A 25,740-nucleotide genomic window follows, 5' to 3' on the forward strand; every position below is an offset into this window, starting at 1 on the left:
TGAAATCGTTACGCATTTTGATGTTCACCACATTTTATCCCCCCTATTCCTTTGGCGGTGACGCCATCGGCATTCAGCGCATGGCCCGCGCGCTTGTGGCGCGCGGGCACGACGTGACGGTGGTGCATGACGAAGACAGCTATCTGATCCTGGGCGGCAAACCGCAGCCCGAAGGCACCCCTGACGGGGTGCGGCGGATCGGGCTGCGCAGCCGCAGCGGCATGATGTCGAACCTGCTGACCCAGCAGCTTGGCCGCCCGGTTGTCCATGCTGCCCGCATCCGCGAGATACTGGCCGAGCGGAAGCCGGATATCATCTGGCACAACAACACATCCCTGATCGGCGGGCCGGGCCTGTTGCCGATGGGCGAGGGGCTGAAAGTCTATGAGGCGCATGAACACTGGTTGGTCTGTCCAACCCATGTTCTGTGGCGGCATGGGCGCGAGCTGTGTGATGAGCGCCAGTGCCTGCGCTGCGTGTTGCAGCACAAACGTCCGCCGCAGCTGTGGCGCTATACCGGTGCGCTGGATCGGGCGCTGGATCACATGGATCTGATCATCGCCAAAAGCGAATTCAGCCGCGCCAAACATCGCGAGTTCGATCTGCGGCAGGACATGCATGTGCTGCCCTATTTCCTGCCCGATCTGGATCAGAGCGCTTTGCCGGAACCGGCGGCACATGAACGCCCCTATTTCTTGTTTGTCGGGCGGCTGGAAAAGATCAAAGGGTTGCAGGATGTCTTCCCCGCCTTTGATCGCTACCCGGATGCCGATCTTCTGATCCTCGGCGATGGCGATTATGCGGATGAACTGAAGGCACAGGCCGCAGGCAACGACCGGATCAAGTTCCTTGGCCGCAAGACGCCTGACGAGTTGAACGCTTACTATCGTGGCGCACTGGGCCTGATTGTACCGTCGGTCTGTTATGAGACTTTCGGCATCATCCTGATCGAAAGCTTCCGGCTGGGCACACCGGTGATCGCCCGGCGTCTGGGCCCGTTCCCCGAGATCGTCGAACGGGCGGGCGGCGGAGAGCTGTTCGAAACCGAGGATGACCTGATCGCGGCGATGCGCCGCTTTCAGGACGGAGGTGCCGCGCGGGATCAGATGGCCGCAGCGGCGCGGCAGGGGTTTGAGACACTCTGGCGCGAAGATCAGGTGCTGGGCCGGTTCGGTGCGGCTTTTGCGCAGGCAGCGCATCGTGCAGGCCGGGCCGATCTGGCCCATGCCTTGGAAGCTGGTGCTTTTGAGAACGGCGCGACGGACTAACCGGGGGTTATCCCTGCCCGGCCAGTTGCCGATACAGCTTTTCAAACCCGCTATGGACATGGGCTGGCGAAAACCTGTCTTCTGCGCCGCGCGCCGTGGCATTGGCGCTCAGCCGGTCATATTCTGTACGGTCTGTGCAAAGATCGCGCAGCGCCTGAGACAGTGCGTCAAGATCATCGACCGCACACAGGCGTCCGACATCGCTGTCCACCAATTCACGCACCCCGCCGCAATCGGTGGCAATCACCGGTAGCCCGGCGCGAAACGCCTCGACAATTGAAATCGGCAGCGCCTCCCACCGGGACGTCAGCATATAAAGATCAGAGGCTGCGAGGTAGGTGGCGACATCCGAGATCACACCGGGGAAGCGGATGATGTCGGAAACTCCGGCCTCTTCGGCCCAGGCTTCGACCTGACCGCGCAACACGCCTTCGCCCCCGACAACGATCCGCAGACCGGGCAGATCCTGCCGCACACGCCGGGCCACCTCGATCATTGCATCGAGGCCCTTCTGGTGATCCAGTCGGGACAGCGACAGCACCAGATGTGTTCCGTCTTCACCCAGCAGGTCCCTTCGCAGTGCGGCGGCGGCGGAGGGGTCGGCTGGCGGGTTGGGCCGGACACCCAAAAGCATCACCCGTGCCTTGTCTTGACCAACCTGGCGTTCCAACAGGGATTGCATGACCGTTTCACTGGGGCAGATCGTAAGGTCCGCTTGTTTCCGGCAGGCACGCGCGACACTGTCAAGCCGCCCCGGGGAAGACCCGTGATAGGTCATCACAATAGGAATCCCCATCCCCAGACTGGCCAGACGGGCCGTCAGAAGCGGGGCTGTTTCATGGGCATGGATGATATCGACCTCATGGGCCTTGAGCGCCTTGCGCAGGGTCCGGGCGGAACGGGCCAGCCAATAAAGCCGGGTGACAAGATCAAGCTGTCCGTTGGCGGTGTGATCGCTGACACGGTCGAACTGCAAGGGTAAAAACAGGCTGCCATCCTCCGGGGCACTGGTTTTGCCGGGTGCTCCTGCTTTGATTACCCTGTGTCCATGTGCCGTCAGCGAGGTGCTGAGGTCATTGATATGACGTTGAATGCCGCCGCCGAAGGAAAAGAACGAACAGGTTTGCAGGATACATAACCCGGCGGGTTGCGTATCCCTGCTGATCAAAGGCGGAGAGGCTTCGCTTACCATATGGGCTGCCCCAGGCGGAATGTGGCGGTTCTTGTGTCTGCATCCGGTTTTTGCAGATGGGCAACGATGGTGTTTTCCGTGTCTGAGGGCAGCAACTGAAAAGACGCTATGGCCGTCTCGCCTGTTTGCACGACCTCGAGGGATTGCGCCTCTTTCCCATTGATTTCGATGGATACAGTTTCGACATCGGGCTCGCTGATCCGCAATTCGACATCCAGGGGGGTATCACGCCTGAGGGGTGCGTGCATGAACATCCAGACCACCGAGGGTGGAGCATCGACTGCAAGCGCACTGGTTTTGGTATTGGATCCGGGGCCGAAGCGGAGAACAGCGACTGCTATGATGCCCATCACGAGGAGCAAATACGCCCACCGGGTCCACCCCATGCCACGCCAGATCCGTTTGACCGGGCCGAGATGCGCGGCCTCGGGGGCAAGCCGGCCTGCAAAAATCAAAGCACCAGTGAGGGCAAGGCCAGTCGTAAACAGGCCAAGGATGATCCACAGCACCATTGAAAATGCTCCAGCCCAGAGGCCGAAATGCAGCATATCCATCAAAGGCTTCCAATAGGCCAGCCCGCCGATCTCATTCGGTGTGTAAGCGCCTAGAATTTCGAGTGTCACCGGATCGATCGACACACTGCCCGACCCGAAAAAACCCGAATGTCCTGCGACATGCCCGCTGAAGTCGAAAGCGCCAGCTTTTTTGTCGGGCAGGGTCATGATGAAGGGGTCGAACCCGGGCAGGGCGTCACGGGCGCGGGCCTCGGCCTGGTCGATTAGATCTGAACCGAAATTGACAGGCAGAACGGTTTCACGCGGAACAGGCGGTTTGGGCTGCGGATAGGTGCCCTCAAACCCCAAGCTGCCCAGTAGGAAATAGAAACTGGTAACCGCAGTCACAATCAGAAGCGGCATTGACCAGAGAGCCGTCAGCCGGTGTGTGCTGCCCGCCCATGCGCGCAACCCGCCCGCGCGGCTGGGCCAGCGAAAAAACCCTTTCCAGAAACGCCGGTAGATGATGAGTCCGCTGACGATCTGAAACAGCAGGATCACGGATGTAGCGCTGACCAGCATGAACACGACCCGTTTCTCGGTCAGAAAGGTATCGTGCAGGTCTCGCAGAATGTCGCGAAACCCATTGGGTCGTGTCGCCCCGACGACATCACCGGTTACTGGATTTGTCCAGAAACTGACACTTTCCCCCCATCCGGTGCGGCTGAAGGTGCGATCCGCAAACCAAGGGGTCGGGCGTTTGAACATCAGATAGATACTACTTTCGGGGTGGGTCTCTTTGATGCCATCGTAGATCGTGCCAAAACTCGCGGTGCGCTCTTCCTTGTCGATCGTGGTCCAGATGGCCGGACGGCCGATTGATTCAAGTTCGAACCCTGCAACAAGTAACGTGCCGGTCAGGAACATGAACGCAAAAAAGAGCGAAAGATGCAGCCCCAGCCAGGTGTGAAGTTTGAAAAGTGAGTTTCGTAGCTTACGGTTCATCTGCGCCTTACTTGCTTACAATTGAACGAAATGTTGGCTGAAGTAGAGTTAACGGAAACAATGGCTTTAGGATATTGTTTCCATGAAAAAATGATTTCGTCTGTCTCTGTGGCGCCGCGCGCGCATTATTTCACACCATTCCTATGGGTTAAGTGTTGTGCGAATCCCGGTCTTTGCGGGATGGTATGAGTATACCCGAGTATTGGTGGGGTAAGCGGTGCCGATTGATGTTAAATGAAGATATGAAAACAATTTCCATTGTATCGCCATGTTTCAACGAAGAAGACAATGTGGCGAATTGCTATGAAACTGTAAAAGCGATTTTTGAGGAAAAGCTGCCGGGTTACAGGTGCGAGCATATCTTTGTCGATAACGCATCCTCCGACCGGACTGTCGAGATCCTGCGAGAGATCGCCGAAAGAGATCAGAATGTGAAAGTTGTCGTAAACGCGCGCAACTTTGGAGTGTTCCGATCTGCCTTCAACGGGTTGCGTTATGCCGAAGGGGATGCCGTGGTCGTCATCCTGCCGGTAGATCTTCAGGACCCGCCGGACATGATCCCGGAATTCGTGCAGTTATGGGAAAGCGGCTACGATGTGGTGGCTGGTGCCCGCACCACCCGCGAAGAGGGGATCGTGATGCGTGTGGCGCGTGGCATCTTCTACACGATCGTCAACCGGTTGTCGGATGTGACGATGGAACCATCCGTCGGAGAGTTCCAGTTGATCGATCGTAAAGTGCTCAAGGCGGTGTTGTCGCATCGGGACCATTACCCGTATATCCGTGGCATCATAGCAAGCTGTGGGTTCCGCCGGGTAATTGTACCTTATGTCTGGCGGGCTCGGGCACGAGGGTTGTCCAAGCATAATCTGATGGCTCTGACAGATCAGGCGTTGAATGCGATTTTTGCTTTCACGCGCGCGCCCATGCGGTTCTGTACGCTCAGCGGTCTGGTCATTGCCATTGGCTGTATCCTGTTTTCCCTTATTGCCACCGTTTTGTATTTCCTTAACCCCGAGCAGGCCCCGCGGGGGACAACGACCATTATCGTGGCGCTGTTCTTCCTGTCGGGTATCCAGATGTTGTTCATCGGTATGCTTGGGGAATACATTACCTCGATCCACAATCAGGTGCGCGGCGGACCGATCGTCACCGAGCAGGAACGTATCAATATTGATGGTCCCGCACGGGATCCTGCGCTGGTCAAAGAAGAACATATGGCATGAGCATCCGTTCAGGTCAGCTTCTGTGGGGGCTCATTGGCCTTTTTGTATTGGGGTGCGGTCCCGCGTTGGCCGCAGATGCTCCGACCTCGAACGCGACGCTGGCCGAACTGCGTCTGTGGTTTGCCATTATGGTCATCGCGGCGATTGGCTTGGCTGGTGTATTCTGGCGCAACGGGAAAGGTCTGTTTGGCCTGCTGGCGGCGGCTATCCTGTTAGGTGGTTCGGCTCGGTTGTGGCTGACCCAACCCCTTTGGTTTCCACGGCTGGAGATTTCGGCTGACCCGCCTGAGAACCTGATCATGCTGGCCATATTGGCAGCGCAGGCTGTGCTGACCGGGCTCGTTCTGCTGCGCCCCACCGGTCGGACCGCTGCCAGGGGGCTCGTATCCGAAGCAGGTTTCGTGCGTTTGTTCATTCTGATGGGTCTGGTCGCGATTTTCAGCCTGCCGGCTACCCCTTACGTCGCCTATGGCTATCACGTGGCCTATGGCTTGCAGGTCGGTGTTGGCGGTGCTTTGTCGCTGATCCAGATGGTCACGATCGTTGCCATGTTTACCATAGCCGGGCCCGACCACATGCCGCGTATTCCGGTGGGTGGTCTGGTACTATTTGCGACTTTGGCCAGTGCTGTACTCGCCTGGGCCGCGTTCGATCGGGTGCCTCATGTCGAGGATGAGCTTGCCTATCTGTTTCAAGCGCGCACATTCGCGGCGGGTACATTCTGGAGTCCGGCTCCGCCCGAGCTGGCGCAACCGGCGCTGGAATATTACCTGCTCGATGTCAGAGGCGACAAATGGCTTGGCGTACCCGCCCAGGGTTGGGCTGTTGTTCTGAGCCTTGGCGTGCTGATCGGAGAGCCCTGGGTCATCAATCCGATCCTGACCGGGGTCGCGGTCTGGCTGGCGCATGACATTGTACGTCGCGCTGTCAGCCGCGAGCGCGCGGATATGGTTGCGTTGCTGATGGCGACCTCGCCCTGGGTGTTGGCTGTTGGAGCCACACTGATGAACCACGCGCTTATGCTGGTGACAATCTTGCTGGCCTGGTGGTGCTTGCTCCGGGCCGGAGAAGCGCCCGCCCGCCGGGCGGTGTTGCTGGCATTTGTTGCTGGATTGGCCTTGGGGTGGGGGTTTGTCACCCGCCCACTGGACGGATTGATTGTAGGCGGCTTGACGGGCTTGTGGCTGATGCGCCGGTTGCCTGGTGGGGTCGGTCAGGTGCTTGCCTGCGGCGTTGGAGGCATCCTGTCCGGGGGTGCCATTTTTCTGTTCAACTCCGCCATCACGGGTGATCCGTTTTTGACGGCGCAGGCCGACTATCTCAGTCGCCTGTGGCCGGATACGCAAAACGCATTCGGATTTGGCGAGAATGTAGGCCCGCCCGTCCAAAGCTGGGGCGCGCTGGATATCTGGGTCGGTCACAGCCCGGCTGAGGCCGTGTTGAATCTGATCAACGCGATTGCGTCACTCAACCTCGAGCTTTTGGGTTGGACTTTCGGGTCTTTGGTTCCGATCTGGATCGTTTTTGTCTGGGGCAAAAAACTAACCGGTTTTGACCGGGCGATGCTGGTGGTCTTTGCGGCCCTCGTGGCGGTTCTGTTCTTCTATTGGTTTACGGGGACCTTCTATCTTGGCCCGCGCTATTGGCATACGGCATTGCTGCCTGCCTTGGTTTTATCCGCCGCTGGAATCGAGGCAATCCATGACCGGCTGCCTGAACAGCATCGCGGCCGCCTGTACTGTGTTGTCCTGCTGCTCTGTGCCGTTTCTGTTGTCAGTTTCACATCCTGGCGTGGTGTTTCGAAATATGACGGGTATGGCGGATATACCGGCGACATTCGGCGACAGGTCGAGGCGACCGATCTTGGCAATGCGTTGGTCTTTGTCTCAACAGAAGGAGACATCGGATCTGCACTTTACCTCAACGATCCCTTCCTGCCGCCGGACAAGCCGATTTTCCTGCGCGATATGGGTCCCGAGCAGAACATCGCCATCATCGCAGCTTTTCCCGGACGTGAGGTTGTTTACCTCACTGACACAGAGTGACGGTCTGGCTTTCCCGGACGCGGATTATTCTGCGGCATGCTGGTTTTCGCCTGACACGAAATTACGCCTGAAATCATTGGCAAACATCGTCCGCGTAAAGCGCCCTAGCCCCGAAGCATGTTCACCAAAGGTGTCGATCCGGGACAGCAGAGTCGTTTTTATGCGCGGGTCGACCTGTGTCTGGAAATTGCGCGGCGCGTCGAACTGATGATCGGTCAGAGCGCCCTCATACCCCGAGTTCCGCCAGGCTTCGACATCAAAGGATGAACTCCAGACCGGCTCGTTCTCCAGGCTCTGAGAGAAGGGCACATGCAGCATTACGGCACCGTAATAGTTGATGATCGTATCAAGCATCGCATGTGCTTCGGTATCGTTCTCGTCCAGCAGATCCGAGATGGCCCGCTTTAGGAAGACAAGCGCTTCGTCCAGCACAATGAACCGGCCAATCATCGAGTATTTGCTGAGCAGATTGCCTCCAAGCTCTCCGTCGATCAGATCGTCATAGTTTTCCCGAGCCCAGGCCACGCATTCGGCGCGGGTTTCAAACAGCTCCTGCTGGTTCTCTTCCAGATAACCGGCCACCGCATTGCGGAACGGTTCCGGAGCCTGATCCAAGATCTTTTGCATATGTTCGATGATCTGAAATGGCCGGATGCCCAGAGACCGCGCCAGCCGGAAGGCTTCTTCGAAATTGTCTTCGTAATAGAAGATCGTCAGCAGCAGATGGAAAACGCGGGTGTCCAGATAATCCTGGAATGAGAAATTCTCGGATTGGACCACCATTTCTTCGGTCTCGACCACGGTTGGGCCGGTATATTTGCCAAGGCATCGGGCGACGACCCGGTGCAGGGTCTTGAACCCGAATTTTTCGCGGCTGTCGGGATTGGCCAGCGGCGCGCCATGCAGCAGCATCAGCTGATGTGCGGCCACCCGGCTGACACCGGTTTCGATCAGCTTGTCCACCGCATCCATAAAGGATTCCTTGGTTTCACCGGGCATACACAGGATCAGTTCACCATAGGACTGCATGCCCTTTGAATGCAGCTCCTGCTGTACCTCGGCATAGGTGTCCAGGCTGATATTGTCGCGTTTGATGTTCTTCAGAACTTCCGGATTCAAAGATTGAACCGACGAGGTCATCGGCAAACGGCCCTTGGCCTTGCGCATCACCTTGATAATCCGGTCGCCGCGGTTTTTGCCCGTGGTTGTCCGGATGTATTTGGGCCAGTCATACCGGTCCATTAGATGCCCCAGGTAGTCGGCCACCTCTTCATCCTGCACATACATGCCGAAATTGTCGTCAGCAAAACAAAGCGGGCTGGCATGGTTGATACGAGCCACAATGTAATCCAGATCGGCCTTGGTGCGTTCGAACGAATGGCGGAAGACTTTTGAATTCGATTTGACCGCCGAGTTGCAGAAGGCACAGGTAAACGGACAGCCGCGTGCCAGCTGCATCAGTGCAAACAGGCCGGTGTCAAAAAACTTGTCCATCAGCCCGGCAAGATAGGGCGATGGAATTTCGTCCAGATCACGGATGCGGGGCGGTTCGCCTCCGCGCAGGATTTCACCGCTTTGAGGATGGACATAAAGCGCGCCATCGACGGCTTCTTCCCACATGCCTTCGCGTTGGCCGCCGACATCGATGAACCGTTGCAGCGTGCTCAGAAAAGCGCGCTCACCTTCATAAGTGGGGCCACGCACATGCATGTCGATCTGCGGCATGGTCCGGATCCAGCTGTCCTGCTCGTCTTCGGTTAGGGGAAAGTTGGGACCGCCCATCAGGGTCAGGCTGTCTGGGTTCACTGCCTTGGCATAGTCGGCAAAGGACAGGGCCAGATGATGGTTCCAGGAATAGCTGGAAAAGCCGATTACATCCGGTGCGGCCGTGTCGATGGCTGTTTTGAGTTCTTGAGGATCACGGAAGATCGCGACCTCGATCGGTGTCGGGCTCTTTGCATAGGCCTGGGCAAAGGTCGCAAGATTTCCGACACCCAGGGGGTAAGTGTCCGACGTCGCGGTAACAAGGTTATGTCCAAGATCAGCAAGATAAAGACGCATTGACGATTATCCTTCCAGCACTGGTACCAAATACATTTAACAGTCCATATCCTACTGTATCAGATGGACCGGTTCGGGGGTGAAAGTGTTTTTGTCTGTGGTTTTGACGCATTATATCAGACCTCTGGCTGCCACGGAAAGCGGTCGGTCAGCGCCCGGGAAACAAGGATGAATGCCAGTACGGCAGCGGGTAGAACCAGCAGGCCCTGTGCAACGATCGGATGCAGTCCCGTGCTCAGGAGGGCTTCCAGCGAAAAGGCGTTGAAAACGTAAACTATGACGTATGCCAGCAGATAAAACGGTAGTTTTTTGAACCCTTTGGTGTCGAAAACAATCCGGGCGTGGGTCATGAAGTTCCATAACACGCCGATGACGAATGAGATCGCAAGAGCCGCCTGTGCCGGCAGTCCCGACAGACTCAGAATAGAAAAAACCACGTATCCAAAGGCCGTATTCACAATACCGACCAGCGCAAAAAGCATGAAGGATTGCTTGCGTAGAAAAGGCGAAGATTTCATACAACCTCCTCTTTCGTCAAAAGGCAGCGGGCGACTCCGGAAGTAATGTCATATTGTGGCAAAAAACCGGTCATGTCCTGCAATCGGCTCACGTCTGCCGCCAACCGGGCCGGATCATCTGCTGCACGGGCGATGGCTCCTAAACGGATCAGATCGGGTCGGTGCATCTGGTTTGCAACCTCTTCAATGAGTTTCCGAACCTGGATTGCGGTGCCGCTGGCGACATTGACCGGGCCGGTCACATCGGTTTCCAGCAATCGTGACACCGCGAGCGCCAGATCGTCGACATGCAGAAAATCCCGTTCCTGCCGTCCATCGGTACAATCGACCGGCTGACCCGCCCGGAGGTTTGAAATCAGATCGCCAAACAGTCGACCCGGCGGCTCATTCGGGCCATAGACAAAAAAGATGCGCGCCCAGGCCAGGGACAGGCCAAGCGAAACCTGTCCTGCACACAGTGCCAGACCGGTTCCGGCCTTGGCTGCACCATACAAGGTGCGAGGGCGCAGGGGGCTGGTTTCGGTGAGGTTCGGTATCGACCAGTCGTATTCGGCGCAGCTTCCGGCGCAGACCGCGCGTTGGCCGCCTGTGCGTGCGAACTCCTGCACCAGATGCAGCGTGGCGGCCATCCAGTCCAGATTGGCCGCAGAAATCCATCGGTCGCGTGGACCGTCATGCCAGGCCAGATGAACCAGATGGCTGGCGCGGGCCGCTTCAAGGGCTGTTGTGGTGGCACCGGGATCCAGCAGATCGCAGGTGATGTCGCTGGTCGGATTGCGGCCCAGCGTCACCACCTCATGGCCCGCCTGTGTCAGAGCCAGGGCTGTCGCGCGTCCGATCAATCCGGTTGCGCCGGTCAGCAGAACCCGTGCCATCAGCTGATCCTGACCTCCGGCACGGCGGTCACGAACCGGGTGCCCTGCGCCTTCAGGTCGGACAGTTGATCTGTGACCTCGTCCCGGATGTTCCAGGGCAGGATCAGCACGTAATCCGGCGGCGTCTCGCGCAGCGCCTCGACCTCGTGCACCGGGATATGGCTGCCGGGCAGCAGCGTGTTCTGCTTGGCCGGGTTGCGATCAACACAATAAGTGATCAGATCGGGGCCGATCCCGGCATAATTCAACAGTGTGTTGCCCTTGGCGGCGGCACCATAGGCGGCAATGGTGTCCCCCCTGGCATTTGCTTCGCGCAGAAAAGCAAGCAGCCCGTCGCGCAGCGCTTCGACCTGCGTGGTGAAATGCATATAGCCCTCAGGCTTGTCGAACTGCGCCGCGGCTTCATCCGCGCGCACCTTGGCCACACCAAGCCCTTCGAGGTGGCTGGCCCCTTCAAGACAGGCGAACACCCGCAGCGATCCGCCATGGGTCGGCAGCTCTTCAACGTCAAACACACGCAGGCCCGCCTTGGCAAAGATTGCCTCGACCGCCAGCAGCGACAGATAGGAGTAATGTTCGTGATAGATCGTGTCGAACTGGACGCTTTTGATCAGGTTCAGAAGGTGCGGAAATTCGACCGTATAGACCGCATCCCCTTTCAACAAAGTGGCGATCCCGGCGACGAAATCGTTGATGTCGGGCACATGCGCCAGAACATTAGCAGAGGCGATCAAGGCCGGGGGTTTCTCAGCCGCAACAACCTTCTGGGCCAGCGCCTCGCCGAAGTAATCGACCAGCGTGCGCACACCCCTTTCCTGTGCCGCCGCCGCCACATTGCCTGATGGCTCGATCCCCAGAACCGGGATGCCTTTTTCAACGAAATACTGCAGCAGATACCCGTCATTCGAGGCGATCTCGATCACCAGATCATCCGGCCCGAGATCGAACCGATTGACCATTTTTTCCACGTAATCCCGGCAATGGGCCAGCCAGCTGTCCGAGAAGCTGGAGAAATAGGCGTAATCGGTCGAAAAAATCTCTTCCGCCGGTACGACATCATCCACCTGAACCAACCAGCATTCGGTGCAGACGCGGGCGTGCAATGGATAGACCGGGTCCGGTTTGTCCGCTTTCGCGGGGTCGACATAGGAATTGGCCAGAGGGGACAGTCCGAGATCGACAAGCGTCATCTCAAGATCCGCGCCGCAATGGCGGCAGGTGGGATGGGTCGTGCCGGTCATACCTGTCTCATACTTAATGTTTCGAATTCGGCAATCTGGGCGTGGCACAGCTCGGTTGCCGGGGTGCCACGGGCCCAGCCCGCATACCAGCTTGCCGTCAGCCTGACGGTATCGTCAAAGCTCAGGACCGGGCGCCAGCCAAGCAGTGCACGCGCCTGTGATACATCCAGCCGGAGCATCTTGGCCTCATGCGGCGTATCCGCCGGGGTGTCGATATCGATCCAGCCCTGCCCAAGCGCCTTGATGACCGCCTGGGCCACATCCAGAACCGGGCGTTCATCGTCACGTTCGGGGCCAAAATTCCAGCCCGCTGCGAAGGCGGCGTCCTGTTCGAGCTTCTGGGCCAGCATCATGTACCCCCTGAGAGGTTCCAAAACATGTTGCCAGGGGCGGATTGCGCCGGGATAGCGTAATATGACGCGTCCTTCATCGCTCAGACAGCCGCGCACGATATCGGGAACCAAACGGTCTTCGGCCCAGTCGCCACCGCCAATGACATTGCCCGCGCGTGCGCTGGCAATCCGGGCCGGATGTGGATCGGCAGCATCCGGTGAATAATAGCTGCGCCGCATTGCTGCGACCGCTATTTCGGTCGCACCCTTCGATGCGGAATACGGATCATGCCCGCCCATCGGGTCGGTTTCGCGATAGCCCCAGACCTGTTCGACATTCTCGTAGGCCTTGTCCGAAGTTGCCACCACCACCGCGCGCAGGCTCGGGGCTGCACGCAGTGCGTCCAAAAGCTGAACCGTGCCCAGAACATTGGTGGCGAAGGTCTCAACCGGAGTGCGATAGGAGCGCCGGACCAGGGATTGCGCCGCCAGATGAAAGACAAATTCAGGGTCGGTTTCCGCGATGATCTGGTCCAGCGCCGCGCGATCATTCAGGTCACTGGTGACCGATCTTATTTTGTTCTGATCCAGCAACGCCCAGAGATTGGGTTTCGTTTCGGGGGCAAGGGCGTATCCGGTGACTTCTGCACCAGCCTCGGCCAGCCAGGCAGCCAGCCAGGCGCCTTTGAAGCCGGTATGCCCGGTTACAAGCACCCTGCGTCCGGAAAACGCGCTCGCACTCATTCCCAGACTTTCCACGGCGCATTGCCTGTGGCCCAGTGTTCTTCCAGTTCCTGGCGTTCGCGAATAGTGTCCATGGGCTGCCAGAAGCCTTTATGTTCAAAGGCCATCAGCTCGCCATCGCGCGTCAGGTTCATCAGGGGGCTGCGTTCCCAGGCGGTATCGTCGCCGTCAATGTAATCGCCCACTTTGGGGGACAGCACGAAAAACCCGCCATTGATCAGCCCACCATCCCCGACGGGTTTTTCAGAGAAATTCAGGACCTGATTGCTCTGCAGCTCGAGCTGGCCGAAGCGGCGGGGCGGAGGAACTGCCGTGACGGTTGCGAGCTTGCCATGCGCCCGGTGAAAATCGATCCCGGCCCGAATGTCGATATCACCAACACCGTCGCCATAGGTCAGGCAGAACGCCTCTTCATCCTTGAGCAGATGCATGACCCGGCGAAGTCGCCCACCAGTCTGGCTGTTGTCTCCGGTGTCGATCAATGTCACGCGCCACGGTTCTGACTTGCTGTTTGCAATTTCAAGACTGCCATTGGCCAGGTCGATCGTAACGTCCGAGTTGTGCAGAAAGAAATTCGCGAAGAATTCCTTGATGACATAACCTTTGTACCCCAGGCAGACGATGAAATCAGTGACGCCATGGGCCGCGTAGATTTTCATGATATGCCAGATGATCGGTCTACCACCGATCTCGACCATGGGTTTTGGTATCTTGACGGTTTCTTCGCTGAGCCGCGTGCCTAAGCCACCGGCCAGAATAACGCATTTCATAAAATTGCTCCCTCGTTAACAACGAGACTGGCTACCAATACACTCATCTTAACCCGGATCTGGGTATCTGGTCTTTTGCAAACATTTGCACGCATTAGGACGGCAGTGCTGCCACCCTGTCAAGATTCACAAGGCCACGAGTCGTGAGGCGCTGAATTTCCTGTTGCTCTGGCGCTCAACCATACACAATGCGAGAAAAGTCACAGCATTGTTGATGCGCCCTTTCGGTTCGCCGATACAGTGAAGGACATCACAGACGCAGCCTGAAAAAAGCGGTCATGGTCCGGGTCAGGCACCGTGCAAGAGGTGTATGGATCCAATCTATGTTTCGCTTCCGGGCGGGGAGTTTCGGCTGGCTGTGCCAGTCAGCAATCATCGTTATGTTTCAGGGTATTGTGGAAAACGCGTGCTGTTTCAGGCGGTGTGAAAGACCGTCGGTTTCGCAAAGCCCAAACCGGCTTTGGGCACAGGTGACGCGGGTTTGGCCTGTCATCGATTTGCACAGAAGGGCGCAAGTGCGGTTCATCAAACGGAATGGTTGATTTTTCTGCACGGAAGGGGTGGAGCTTAATACGCAGGAGCCCCGTTTCGGGAACTGACAGGATTTTGTTGTGAATCTCGGATAACCTCTTGTAGCTTTAGGTCAGTGTTTTGGTATGGGTGTTAGTCATTTGAAAAAAGATATTGTTCCCGTTGTCGTCATTGGTGGTGGTCCAGCAGGGCTGACAGCAGCCTATGAACTTCAGAAACTGAGCGACACACATGTTCCCCGGGTGTTCGAAGCCTCGGACATGGTTGGTGGCATCTCGCGAACCGAAACGCACAAAGGTTATCGCTTCGACATTGGCGGGCATCGGTTTTTCACCAAGGTGCGCGAAGTCGAGGATATGTGGCACGAGGTGATGGGGGATGATTTCATCACCGTGCAACGCCTGAGCCGCATCTTCTATCGCAACAAATTCTACGATTACCCGCTGCGTATCTTCAACGCCCTTGGCAATATCGGCCCCTACGAGACCTACAAGATCATCGGCAGCTTCATCAAATGGAAGATTCGTCCACGCCAGCAGGAGGACACGTTCGAAGACTGGGTCGTCAACCGCTTTGGTGGGCGGCTTTATATGCATTTCTTCCACAGCTACACCAAGAAGGTCTGGGGTATTCCGCCGTCCGAAATCCGCGCCGATTGGGCCGCGCAGCGGATCAAGAACCTGTCTTTGCCCAAGGCGGTCTGGAACGCGATTTCCGGGGCCAATGACACCGCCAGCCTGATCGAGGAATTCCAGTATCCCCGCCTGGGCCCCGGCATGATGTGGGAAAAAACCCGCGATCTGATCAAGGAGAAGGGCGGTTCGGTCGAAACCCATTCCGAAGTGATTCAGGTGAACCGTGATGGCAATCGCGTCACCTCGATCGATGTGCGCCACTGGACTGAAGATGGCGAAAAACACACCGAGCGGGTGGAGGGTGAAGAGTTCGTCAATTCGATGGCCGTTCGTGACCTGATCCATGCTTTTGATCCGCCGCCACCACCCGAGGTGGTCGAGGCGGCAGACCGTCTGCGGTATCGTGATTTCCTGATCGTGACCCTGATCCTGGATCACGCGGATCCGTTCCCGGACAACTGGATCTACATCCACAGCCCGCAGGTGAAGGTGGGGCGCATCCAGAATTTCCGCGCCTGGTCCGCGGAAATGCTGCCCGATCAGAACACCGCGTCGATCGGGATGGAGTATTTCTGCCAGAAAGGTGACGGGTTGTGGTCGTCAAGTGACGAGGATCTCAGGCATCTCGCCAGTGAAGAGCTTGAAAAGCTGGGTCTGGCCAAGGCCAGCGATGTCATCGACCACGCGGTTATCCGGCAGCCCAAGGCCTATCCGGTCTATGACAGTGAATACAAGGACGCCCTGGACACGGTCAGCGACTGGCTGAAGACGCTGGAAAACTTCCAGACCGTGGGTCGCAATGGTCTGCACCGCTACAACAACCAGGATCATTCCATGCTGTCGGCGATGTACGCCGCGCGCAATATTCTGGGCGAGGATCATGACGTCTGGGATGTCAATGTTGAGCGCTCGTATCACGAAGAGTTTGAAGCCAAGCCCAAGAAAAAGGCGGCCCCGCAATCCGCCGTCCGCAAAAGCACGGCTCTCTGAGGAAGGGGCAGCCCTTCAACTGTGGACCGCAGCGCCCACAGGTTTGTTGGCCGAGGACGGTCGGGGCCGGAATCTGTCCGGCCGGATGCTGACGTGATCGCGTAATCTGTTGATTTCGCGATCTTCGTCCTGATGATCCAGCCGGCATCGCAGCCAAACCTCGGTCAGCAGCAACCGCAGCCGCAGATCCGGACCGGCCTCTTCGATGGTGTTCGTCATCTGTGTCCGGGTCAGGCTGAAAAGATCCCCCAAATGGGCGTTCCTGAAGTATTCCGGCCGGATCTCAAGCCGCTGAAACACCGTCGTCCAGAACCCGATCTTGATGCGCTGGCTCAGGGCGTTGGGGATGTAGCGGTTGGCAACCTCGCGGACCACCCATTTGTCGCGGATGAAGGGGTGTGCCTTTTCGAAAACGAACGGAGAGCCCCTGAGCTTGTAGCGGGTCGGCAGATTGATCCCGAACCGGGCAACCTGTGTGTCCAGAAACGGGAACCGCGCCTCGATCCCGGCAGCCATGCCCATTGTATCGTTGCGATGCAAAAGCGTTCGCAGATGGTGGTGCATGTAATCCAGGCTCCATTGCCGACCTCTTTCCTGAAACTTGCGAGGCAGCTGTGCCAGGCTGTCGGCTACGGCCCGCTTGTCCTGCGCCATCTCGCGACCATTCAGGATGTCGCGGACGTTTTCCATGTTTCCCATCCGGTCAGGTGCCAGGATCGGGCCAACCCCCGGTAGTGCGCGTATGGCCGAACCCAACCCGCTGATCATCCTTTCATACCCGTCTGTCAGGCGTTTGCGGCCAAGCCAGGGGTAGCCCAGAAACAGCTCATCCGATCCTTCGCCTGACAACAGCCCCTTGATTCCTGAATCCGCCGCGAGCTGGGCGATCATCATCAGTGGCGCGCAATTGGGGTGATAGGAAAACGGGTATTCGTAGTGACGCATTACGCGCGGGATCATGTCGACGAAATCCTGCTCTTCGGCCTCGATGACATGCAGATCAAGTTTCAGGCTTTTGGTCAGTTCCGAGGCGGCGTCCACCTCGCTCCAGGCGCCTTTCACATTGGCGTGGAACAGGGCGATATTCTGGTGCTGGGCCGCTGCGATGGCAACGATCAGGGATGAATCCACCCCGCCTGAGCAAAACGCGCCAACCGGTGCATCCGCGAATAAATGAGAGGCCACGGATTTATGCATGAGATCCGCATATTCATCGACGATATCGGCAGCCGACAGGCCATCGAGACGGGTCATCTCATCAAGGTCGAGAAAGTCGGTCAGGTGGAAGAAAGAGGCGGTGTCGATATTGCCCGATCCGTCATGCCACAGGTAAGTGCCGGGTGTCAGGCTGCGGATCCCCTGATAGAAGGTCGGGCCGCTGGTCGGGCCTCCGAATTTCATCAGGTAAGCCGCGATCGAGTTGACATCGGGTTGCAGGGTTATCCAGGGTTCGAAGGCCTTGATCTCTGAGCCGAACAGAAAGGCGGGGCCTTGTTCGGTCATACCTTGCATCCAGTAAAGAGGCTTCATGCCGAACCGGTCCCGGGCCAGCAGAACCCGGTGTGTCTGCCGGTCGATAAAGGCAAGCCCGAACATGCCATCGAACCGGGCCAGCGCATCTTCGCCCCATTGGATCAGACTGTGCAGCACCACTTCGGTATCCGAGGTGGTGCGGAACGGGATGCCCAAAGCCTCAAGTTCAGCGCGCAGGGTTCTGAAATTGTAGACTTCGCCATTGTAGACAAGGATGTAACGGCCGCTTGGGTCCGTAAATGGCTGATCCGACCGGGTGTCGGTATCAACCAGAGACAGGCGCTGATGGGCCAGGCCAAGACCGGGCTCGCTCAGAATGTTGCTGGCATCGGGGCCGCGGTGTCGAATGGCGAAACCACTTTGACGAAGCCGTGTGACATCAGGGGATGAGGTTGTATCCTCTGGGAAAATTCCAAACAGACCGCACATCCGGCACCTCAAATCGTTAAAACTTAATTTCGGGTTCTGAAGCGGATCGCTTTCGACAACCGATCAGGTGAAATATATAAAAGGGGGGGTGAACGGTGCATGTCGGCTCTTGTCATGCTGTGTTCACGTTTGGGCCGTTTGTCCCGTATGAGGGGTTATGAAGGTACTGGTTGCGGAAGATGACGATACACTGCGCGGTGATCTTGAATGTTTGCTGCGCGCCCGGGGTGATATCGTAAGACTGTCAGGAAACGGCAATGATGCGCTGTTTCTGGGAGAGACCGAGGATTGGGACGCGATTGTGCTGGACCTGGGGCTGCCGGGGCTGGACGGGTTGTCGATCCTGCGGGAATGGCGCAGTCGGAATGTGGCTGTGCCGGTTCTGATCCTGTCGGCGCGTGACAGCTGGAACGATATCGTTTCCGGGCTGCGCAGCGGGGCTGATGACTATCTGTCAAAGCCGTTTCATTCCGAAGAGCTTCTGGCCCGGCTCGAGGCCTTGGTGCGCCGTGCAAGCGGGCGTGGCACGCCCTCGATCGATGTCGGAGATCTTTCGGTTCTGCCGGATGAAAAAGCCGCCTTTTTCAAAGGGCGCAGCGTATCGCTGACCGCTTTCGAGTTCCGGGCGCTGGAGCATCTCGCCCGACATGCGGGATCTGTCGTCAGCCGGGCAGATCTGATCGAACATATCTATGCCGAGGATATGGATCTGCAATCGAACGTCATCGATGTTCTTGTCTCACGTTTGCGTCGGAAGACTTCGGCGGGAATGGTGGAAACCGTGCGGGGGCATGGGTATCGGATTCCGGTAGATGACGCATAATTGGGCTACGATCCCCCGTCGCGTTTCGATTGCCACGATAGCGATCTGCTGCGCCATACTGGGTATCGGGGCCATGATCTGCATTCAGGTCTACCGGGCTCATGAAATCAGCGAAATGGATTTGCTGCTTGGACAGGATTTGTTGATCGAGGCCCGGCGGGTCGCCTATGACGGGGCACAGGCTGAACTGCTCGAGAGCGTTGGCCCGAGCTTTTATGATCTGACCAATGAGCAATGGTTCTGGCAATTGACGCGCGACGGGTCTGACGAAATCCTGCTGCAATCCCCGTCGCTTGGCCCTGTCACCGCGGAAAGCTGGGTTCTGGACGTCCCGGAAGCCGGGGGGAATTTCGTAATCCCGGGCGGAGATGTTCTGCGTGGAAGGCGGGCTGAGTTTCCCGGGATGGAACCGGATGAGACATTGACCTTCCGGATTGCGGCCCCGCTGATGCATGTCACGGAAGAGACCAGCCGGGCTGCAAAGCTGATTGCATTGATTTTCATTGGTCTTGCCATAGTGGTTTCGGTTTCGGTCTACATCACCGTGAACAGGGGGCTGATGCCGCTCAAGCGGCTCAGCAATTCCGTGAAAGTCATGCGTAAAAACGACACGATCATAGACGATCAGAAATGGCCCCCCGATCTGGTTCCCGTGGTCGAGGAACTGCGCGAGCTGCACTGGCGCAACGGCACGATCATCGAAAAACACCGTCGAAAAAACGCAGAGCTGGCGCATGGTCTGAAAACGCCGCTGGCGGCATTGGCGCGCGTTGCCGAAGAGCTTGAGGGAGATAAAAGAGATCAGATAACGGATTTTGTGGGGCGTATGACCGGTGTCATCAAACGCAACCTCAGCCGTGCGCGTACCGAACGCCCCTATGGAAAATCCTCTCCGGTGCATGCCTGCGCCGAAGATGTATCCTTTGCACTTGGCATCACACTCCGAAACAGGATGCCGCATATCGAAAACGCCATAGACGCCGGAACCACCTTTTGGGGCGAGGAGGCCGACATTCAGGAGATCCTGGGCAATCTGCTTGAAAACGCCTGTCTCTGGGCCAAGAGCCATGTGCGCATATCCGTGGCAGCACCCGAGCCGGGCATGATCACGTTGAGTATCGAGGATGATGGTCCTGGCATGGAAGCGGGCAAGGCAAAACTGGGAGCACCCGCTCAGAGAGGTGATCAGGAAGAGACCGAGGGGCATGGGCTGGGGCTTTTGATTGTACAGGATATCGCCGAGCTTTATGGCGGTGCGGTCAATATCGGGACATCACCTTTGGGAGGAGCCCGAGTATCGGTCATGCTTCCGGGGATAATAGAAGCCTGAACTTTTCTGTTCACGTTAGCTTATCAATACGAGCAAATTTGCTGCATTGATGTCGCATAATGCGCGCGATTCTTCCGATCGGCAAAAAACTGGCAAGGTGATAAGGCTTACATGTTATCAGTGAATTGGTTGGTCAAATGAAGCGACATTAGGTGAGAAAACAGGATATCTTTCGCCGGTTAACCTTCGCTTGCCCTGTTTTAACGAGTTTATTCAAGACGTGATGATATTGCGCCTTTCTTTGTTTCTGATTGTATTGGCCGGTTTTTTGCTGGCCGGGCAGGATATTGCAGCAACAGTGTCTGCAAAAGCCGCGTTGGCGGACGGGGCATCCCCTTACTTCGTGGCGGATGACGCGCTGTTTCTTTACATATGGGTTCCCCTGATCGCTTTGTCGGCTTCGGCGTTTTTTCTGGCCCCGGGTCTGATTTTGGCATGGGGAATTCGCACGTCCGGAGATCGGTTTGAACATTGGCTGCTCAAGGGATTTACGTTGTCCCTGTTTGGTGTCCCTGCCATGGCGGCATTGGTTCAGGCTGTCAGCGGTGTTCAGATAACGGGGACGACCTTCATCGTGCTGATCCTGCTGCTCTGCCTGATGGGCCTTTACCTGTTTCCGGCCCGTTCCGAGCCCAAGGTGTTTCAGGGCAGAGGCTGGGATATAGCAGGCATGGTCCTGCTGCCTCTGGTCGTCTTGTTGCTGATGTCTCCCAAATTCTATTGGGAGGCGCTGAACGATGACGGCGCGCACAGCTTTCTGAACGCAATGTTGTTCATAACCAGAGGTCTGCCATTCTGGCCTCCGGACTCCGGTGCAATCGGAGGGTATCCGACCCCGAAGATGGTAACCGAGACCTTTCTTCAAACCGGGTTCATGCGGTTCTTTGGGCCCTATGAAGTTTCCGTTCGTCTGGCCTATCTGCCCGGCCTGTCGGTTCTGTTCGGGGTCATGCTGGGGTTTGTGCGCAGGCCGCCGGACGGGCGCATTGATGTGCGCTCTGTTCTTGGGTTTGGGGCTGCCCTGCTGCTGTTTTCCTTCGTGATGGCATTCAATCCGTCTTACAATCCGTATTTTGCCGATATCGCCCTGCCGATGACGCGCGAGCCGATGATCCTGTTGGGGGTGCTGGGTTATATCCTGTTCTTTACCGAACGGAAGTTCGGCTGGATGGCGGTTGTGTCCACGCTGGCGTTGCTGACCGCGCCGAACGGTATTCTGCTGATTGGCTTCTTTCTGATCTCCTATTTCCTGCTGACACGGCCATTGCCGTTCCGGCAGGTGATCACAGGAGGGGTGATCGCCGTTGGCGTCGTGGCCCTCGCATCGCTGCTTGAAATGGGGCTGCAGTCGTCGGGACTGACAAATGTGTCCAGTGAGTTCAACACAGGCAGCATCCTACGCCGCTTGCGGTTCGTCACGATCTTTGACACCGGACGAATCCTGTTCTGGCTGCTGCCCTGTGGAATATTGCCTGGTCTGGCTCTGCTGGCGTGGCGGTGGCAGGACAAACTGTCCAAAGCCCTGACCCTGACAGTTATTGCCTATGTTTTGTTTTTCTATATTCAGGCCTATCGCATCCTGCCGCATCATTTTGCGCCCGCCGCAGTCATTCCGTTGATCATTTTCTGGCGCCTGCGCCCGGTTCAGGCCGCACCTGCCCCGGCGTTGGTCTGTGCTTTGGCCGGGGTGGCGATCAGCGCATGGATCAGCTGGCCGGAAACACTACGCCCCTTTACCCTGACGCGGGACTTGGGACATCGCATTGCCATTGAAACCGAGACTGCCCCGTTCCCTGATCTGGACGAGATGCGCATCGTGCAGGCACTGCTCGAGAAAGCCTTTCCGCCGATCTGGACACAGGCCGAGCTTGAAAACCGTTATATGGCCGGTGAGCTCTCGGTTTATGTGCATGCCGGAATGCCCGCACCAGACAACAGCGTCGCGGACTATTTCATTCGTCCTGCATCCGAGCCCCTGCGAGACGGAGAGATCATGATCGGCGAAGTGGTCGAAGATCGGATCCTGGTGGCGCGTGATCGGGCGGCTTACGAAAGCGACCTTGGAAACACCGACGTTCCGATCAGCATTGCGCGTGTCTATCACGTGCCATTTGACATAATTTTCGGACGTGGAACGCGCGAAACGCTGTACCCGGTGTGGGATATCGCGAAAATTGCAGGGTTAAGATAGCCGATGTCTATGCAACAATATTTTTGCCCGAAAAGCCAAGAGCGGGCGGTTAAGTGGAGAACTTTATGAAGCAGAATCTCACCAAGCTGGTTGAAGCCTATCCGCTCCTCCATAAGCCAGCCTATTTCGCTTATATCGGCGTGGTCAGCACCCGGAATTTCAGCCGTCGGTTTGCCATGAACAATCTTGGTTACCTGCCCAAACAGGTCTCGGACCGCGGGCAGGGTATGTGGGTGATCAACGAAGTCTATAACGGCAAGCGCAATGGTTTTTTTGTCGAACTGGGTGCTGCGGACGGGTTTTCAGATTCCAACACCTTTGCTCTGGAAAAGCATTATGGCTGGACCGGATTGTTGATCGAGCCCAACCCCGTCAATTACAACAAGATCATCAACTGGCATCATCGTTCAGCCACACCAGTCCCGCTGGCGGTCGATCCCGAGCCCGGCCAGCTGGAATTCATGATCGACGGCCAGCGCAGCAGCCTGCTGGTGGATGAAGCCGATAACATGACCGAGCGCCGTGCCGCGAAGCTGGCCAGGTTCCGTGAGAAAGGCAAAGTTGTCACGGTAGAAGCTGTGCCTCTGGATGAAGTGTTCGACCGCTATAACGCGCCCAAGGACATCGACTATTTCAGCCTGGATGTCGAAGGGTCAGAGACACGGATTTTGCGCAACTTCCCTTTCGACAAGTACCGCTTCCTGGCGATGACAATCGAACGCCCGACGCCGGAGCTCAACGAACTGCTGTTTGCCAACGGCTATCATTTCGTGCGCAATTCGCTTTACGACTCGTTCTATGTGCACGAAAGCAATCCGCGTTTCGATCAGATCGAGAAATTGCCGTTCGAGCAGCTGCCTGCCAAGCAGTTCTGATCCCGGCCCGATTAATCAACCATGTCACGCGATCTGTCAGTTTCGCGTGACGCGCAGTTTCTGCTTCTGCCCCAGCACGTGATATTCGAACAGGCACCAGACATAGACGGTGGCCGAGTAGACGTAATAGACCTGATGATAGAGCAGGCATTTGAATGCAAACCAGGGTCCGCCATGCCCGGACATGGCGCGGACCAGATCCAGATTGGCGACAAGGGCCGCAGCCAGTAACAAAAGGGGCAGGGGCCAGGCCCCCGGCCAGACTGGCAGGGCCAGAAGCGACAGCAGCAACAGCCCGGCAATTGCGGCCCGTGCCCGCTCGGCCATCGAGGTGTTCAGGTCATCGGTCAACCCCTCGCGCGAGATCATCAGCCGGGCCCAGGGCAAGGCGCGGCAGAAGATATCCGTGCTCAGGCTGTTGCGGATGGTCCAGACCTTCAGGTGTTTGCCCTGCAAAAGCGGCTCGACCAGGATACGGCGACCGGTGGCCGCTATCCGGTAGCCCAGTTCGATATCTTCGATCGATGGGACTTCGTAGGTTTTGACATCGAACCCACCGACTTCAAGAAACACGTCGCGCCGGATGGCGCCACACCCGGCCCAGAAGGTGCGCGCCTCGCGGCGGGCGCGTTGATGGTGATAGCGGTGCAGAAGGTTCTTGTAGCGTGAAAACCAGGCCTGCCCGTCCGGGGCATCATCATAGGATCCGAACACGGCGCCCACATTGTCTTCGGACATCGCCCGGCGAATATGGTCCGGCCCGTCCGGCCAGGCGATGACATCGGAATCCACGAACCACAGGATATCGCCCGTGGCCTGCTGGGCGGCCAGGTTGCGGGCAGCCCCTGGCCCGCCATTGACGGGCGTGGTCAGAACAGTTGCGCCCATTTCCCGTGCCAGCGCCGCGGTGCCGTCGGGGGACTGGTCATCCACCACCAGAACCTGCTGCACCTGTCCGGTATTCAACATTTCAATCAATGGCGGCAAAACGCGCGGCAGCAGATGTTCGGCATTGTAGGCCGGCATGACCACGCTGATGGAAAGGGGTTGATCTGAACTCACGAAGGATCTCCGGCAATGATACGCGAAGCGCCTGAGCGCTGAACAAGGAAAAGAAAGGCCGCCGTAAAGGGCAACAACCACATCACGCGCGCGCCGTAACGATCCGCGGGTTGTGATACTCCCCCGCAGACCAGAGCGTTGACCGCTATTCCGATCAGGATGAACAGCGCAAACAGCTTCATGTCACGCGACACACTACCCGGCCGCAGCAGAATAAACACGATAAAGGCAAAAGAGACGGCATAGATCACGCCGTGTACGATATCGATGGTTTCGATCCAGCCCCTGTCCTGAGACAATGAACCGCCTTGGAACATATCGGGCCGGATATCTTCCATTCTGGCCAACCAGCGGGCGTTTTCCAGCTCTACATCCGTCGTGATCGTCATGGCGATGCTATAGCGCAATACCTGCTGATAGCCGTTCCGGGCCAGTGCTAACGAGGTGGAAAGGGGCCGGGACAGGAAAACCGCCTTGGCGAATTCCCGTTGGGACAGGGCAACCCGTTTCTGATCTTCGGGCGACATGAGCCGGAAAGAACCCAGGTTGGGCGAGCGTTCGAAAATGATATGGGAGGGTGTCAGCCTGTAGGGGTCATCTGACCACGACAGCGCTTCGTGTAGAGCGCAGGTGGGCACTTCGGCATTCGGACAGACCTCGTCCAGATAATCCATGCCCGGCCCGTCAACGATGAGCCGCGCAGTGATATGCGGCGTATAGACGACCTCTTTGTTGGTGGCGATTTCCACGGTGACCTGAAAGGCCTTGCGCTCGGCCAATGCCAGCGCCAGAACCATCATCATCAAGATTGTCGCGCGCCAGCGTCGTGGTCTTTTCCCCCAGAGCGCGGCCAAAGCGACAAAGGGTATCATTAACGCCGCAACCGCCAGATGAGACGGGTGCAGAAGGGCGCTGAACAGGGCCAGACTGGATACCAAAAACAGTTCCCAGGTTTGCATCATCCGCCCAAAGGCCGTCAGTGAGGCAATCACGATCAGCAGCACCGGTGCAAAAATATCCGGCATCATATAGGCGACATAAAACGGCAATGAAGTGCTGGCTGCCACCAGCAAAGGCACTGCGGTCATCATGACTGTGTTCGGCGTTCCACCCGGCGACCGGCCAGCGGTTCGCGCCAGCATCCAGACGGCCAGCAGCGTGGCAGCCAGATGCAATACCGGAAGGATGGACAGGGCATCGACCCGAACAAGCGCAGCCATGATGAGGCCATAGATCAGTGACCGTGATCCGGTTGCGGTGTTATCCTCATCGGCGTTGTGGGTTACACCTGCCGCAACGCTATCAGCTGTCGGCGGAAGGAAACTGCTCAAGGCCACATTTCCCTGCCGGATGTAACTGCCGGTATCGAAGTAATAAAGCGGCCCGCCATTGATTATGAGAACGGACAGGCAGACCAACAGCGCCGCGATCAACAGGAGGAAAGCCCCGACCGTCCAAGATGGCTTATCCGAAAGAGCCGACACGGTCATATCCGTTCTGCGACCAGCTTCGCCGCAAGTACGGTGTGCTGAAAGCAAGCAACTATTGCATTCAGCCCGTCTTCCAGTGC

19 protein-coding genes are annotated in these 25,740 nt (G+C 57.5%); 8 read left to right on the forward strand and 11 right to left on the reverse strand.

Annotated elements, in window-relative coordinates; genetic code table 11:
* The first annotated feature begins 20 nt into the window (after positions 1–20).
* Positions 21–1,268: a glycosyltransferase gene (locus GOW60_RS18980; protein ID WP_171230510.1), complete on the forward strand. Its 1,248-nt coding sequence runs from the start codon at positions 21–23 to the stop codon at positions 1,266–1,268.
* 7 nt (positions 1,269–1,275) lie between these two features.
* Here the strand turns inward: GOW60_RS18980 and GOW60_RS18985 are convergent, their stop codons facing one another.
* Complete coding sequence (locus tag GOW60_RS18985) at positions 1,276–2,460, reverse strand: glycosyltransferase family 4 protein (protein WP_171230511.1); 1,185 nt, start codon at positions 2,458–2,460, stop codon at positions 1,276–1,278.
* Positions 2,454–3,959, reverse strand: coding sequence for a PepSY domain-containing protein (locus GOW60_RS18990; protein WP_171230512.1), 1,506 nt, complete (start codon positions 3,957–3,959; stop codon positions 2,454–2,456). Before GOW60_RS18990 ends, GOW60_RS18985 begins: the two co-directional genes overlap by 7 nt.
* 242 nt (positions 3,960–4,201) lie before the next feature.
* Between GOW60_RS18990 and GOW60_RS18995 the strand changes: the two genes are divergently transcribed.
* Together GOW60_RS18995 and GOW60_RS19000 are read left to right on the forward strand one after the other, a co-directional pair.
* Positions 4,202–5,185, forward strand: a complete 984-nt coding sequence (locus GOW60_RS18995) for a glycosyltransferase family 2 protein (protein ID WP_171230513.1) — start codon at positions 4,202–4,204, stop codon at positions 5,183–5,185.
* A complete protein-coding gene (locus tag GOW60_RS19000; RefSeq protein WP_171230514.1) occupies positions 5,182–7,230 on the forward strand; it encodes a glycosyltransferase family 39 protein in 2,049 nt (682 codons plus the stop codon). The genes GOW60_RS18995 and GOW60_RS19000 overlap by 4 nt, the downstream gene beginning before the upstream one ends.
* A gap of 24 nt (positions 7,231–7,254) precedes the next feature.
* Here the strand turns inward: GOW60_RS19000 and GOW60_RS19005 are convergent, their stop codons facing one another.
* The 6 genes from GOW60_RS19005 to rfbF all read right to left on the reverse strand — a co-directional run bounded on the left by GOW60_RS19005 (position 7,255) and on the right by rfbF (position 13,771).
* Entirely contained in the window at positions 7,255–9,291 is a 2,037-nt protein-coding gene (locus tag GOW60_RS19005; RefSeq protein ID WP_171230515.1) for a B12-binding domain-containing radical SAM protein, read from the reverse strand.
* Between the two features lie 116 nt (positions 9,292–9,407).
* Positions 9,408–9,773: a GtrA family protein gene (locus GOW60_RS19010; protein ID WP_171136193.1), complete on the reverse strand. Its 366-nt coding sequence runs from the start codon at positions 9,771–9,773 to the stop codon at positions 9,408–9,410.
* A 32-nt stretch (positions 9,774–9,805) separates the two neighbouring features.
* Positions 9,806–10,684 (reverse strand): NAD(P)-dependent oxidoreductase, encoded by an 879-nt coding sequence (locus GOW60_RS19015; RefSeq protein ID WP_171230516.1) that lies wholly within the window; start codon positions 10,682–10,684, stop codon positions 9,806–9,808.
* The gene (locus GOW60_RS19020; protein ID WP_171230517.1) at positions 10,684–11,925 is read right to left on the reverse strand and encodes a class I SAM-dependent methyltransferase; all 1,242 of its coding nucleotides are present in this window, start codon (positions 11,923–11,925) and stop codon (positions 10,684–10,686) included. The genes GOW60_RS19015 and GOW60_RS19020 overlap by 1 nt, the downstream gene beginning before the upstream one ends.
* On the reverse strand, positions 11,922–13,016 hold the full coding sequence (rfbG, locus tag GOW60_RS19025; protein WP_371813393.1) for a CDP-glucose 4,6-dehydratase: 1,095 nt from the start codon (positions 13,014–13,016) through the stop codon (positions 11,922–11,924). The genes GOW60_RS19020 and rfbG overlap by 4 nt, the downstream gene beginning before the upstream one ends.
* Positions 12,998–13,771 (reverse strand): glucose-1-phosphate cytidylyltransferase, encoded by a 774-nt coding sequence (gene rfbF, locus GOW60_RS19030; protein ID WP_171230518.1) that lies wholly within the window; start codon positions 13,769–13,771, stop codon positions 12,998–13,000. Before rfbF ends, rfbG begins: the two co-directional genes overlap by 19 nt.
* 671 nt (positions 13,772–14,442) lie before the next feature.
* Here rfbF and GOW60_RS19035 point away from each other — a divergent pair.
* Positions 14,443–15,927, forward strand: coding sequence for an NAD(P)/FAD-dependent oxidoreductase (locus GOW60_RS19035; RefSeq protein ID WP_254444033.1), 1,485 nt, complete (start codon positions 14,443–14,445; stop codon positions 15,925–15,927).
* Positions 15,928–15,942: 15 nt separating this feature from the next.
* Here GOW60_RS19035 and asnB read toward each other — a convergent pair whose 3' ends face one another.
* Positions 15,943–17,889, reverse strand: coding sequence for an asparagine synthase (glutamine-hydrolyzing) (gene asnB / locus GOW60_RS19040; RefSeq protein ID WP_171230520.1), 1,947 nt, complete (start codon positions 17,887–17,889; stop codon positions 15,943–15,945).
* 157 nt (positions 17,890–18,046) lie between these two features.
* On the opposite strand from asnB, the gene GOW60_RS19045 reads away from it, so the two are divergent.
* The 4 genes from GOW60_RS19045 (at position 18,047) to GOW60_RS19060 (ending at position 23,108) form a co-directional block, all read left to right on the forward strand.
* Complete coding sequence (locus GOW60_RS19045; RefSeq protein WP_170347020.1) at positions 18,047–18,712, forward strand: response regulator transcription factor; 666 nt, start codon at positions 18,047–18,049, stop codon at positions 18,710–18,712.
* Positions 18,702–20,042: a sensor histidine kinase gene (locus tag GOW60_RS19050; protein ID WP_171230521.1), complete on the forward strand. Its 1,341-nt coding sequence runs from the start codon at positions 18,702–18,704 to the stop codon at positions 20,040–20,042. The genes GOW60_RS19045 and GOW60_RS19050 overlap by 11 nt, the downstream gene beginning before the upstream one ends.
* Before the next feature lie 223 nt (positions 20,043–20,265).
* Positions 20,266–22,233 carry a hypothetical protein gene (locus tag GOW60_RS19055; protein WP_171230522.1) on the forward strand — a complete coding sequence of 656 codons (1,968 nt, stop codon included), beginning with the start codon at positions 20,266–20,268 and terminating at the stop codon, positions 22,231–22,233.
* 65 nt (positions 22,234–22,298) lie between these two features.
* Complete coding sequence (locus tag GOW60_RS19060; RefSeq protein ID WP_171230523.1) at positions 22,299–23,108, forward strand: FkbM family methyltransferase; 810 nt, start codon at positions 22,299–22,301, stop codon at positions 23,106–23,108.
* A 36-nt stretch (positions 23,109–23,144) separates the two neighbouring features.
* On the opposite strand, the gene GOW60_RS19065 is transcribed toward GOW60_RS19060, so the two are convergent.
* Together GOW60_RS19065 and GOW60_RS21495 are read right to left on the reverse strand one after the other, a co-directional pair.
* Positions 23,145–24,170 carry a glycosyltransferase gene (locus GOW60_RS19065; protein ID WP_171230524.1) on the reverse strand — a complete coding sequence of 342 codons (1,026 nt, stop codon included), beginning with the start codon at positions 24,168–24,170 and terminating at the stop codon, positions 23,145–23,147.
* Positions 24,167–25,654, reverse strand: coding sequence for a hypothetical protein (locus GOW60_RS21495; RefSeq protein ID WP_171230525.1), 1,488 nt, complete (start codon positions 25,652–25,654; stop codon positions 24,167–24,169). The genes GOW60_RS19065 and GOW60_RS21495 overlap by 4 nt, the downstream gene beginning before the upstream one ends.
* Between the last annotated feature and the right edge of the window lie 86 nt (positions 25,655–25,740).

It is taken from the genome of Ruegeria sp. HKCCA4008 (genome assembly GCF_013033125.1).
Classification (GTDB): domain Bacteria; phylum Pseudomonadota; class Alphaproteobacteria; order Rhodobacterales; family Rhodobacteraceae; genus Ruegeria.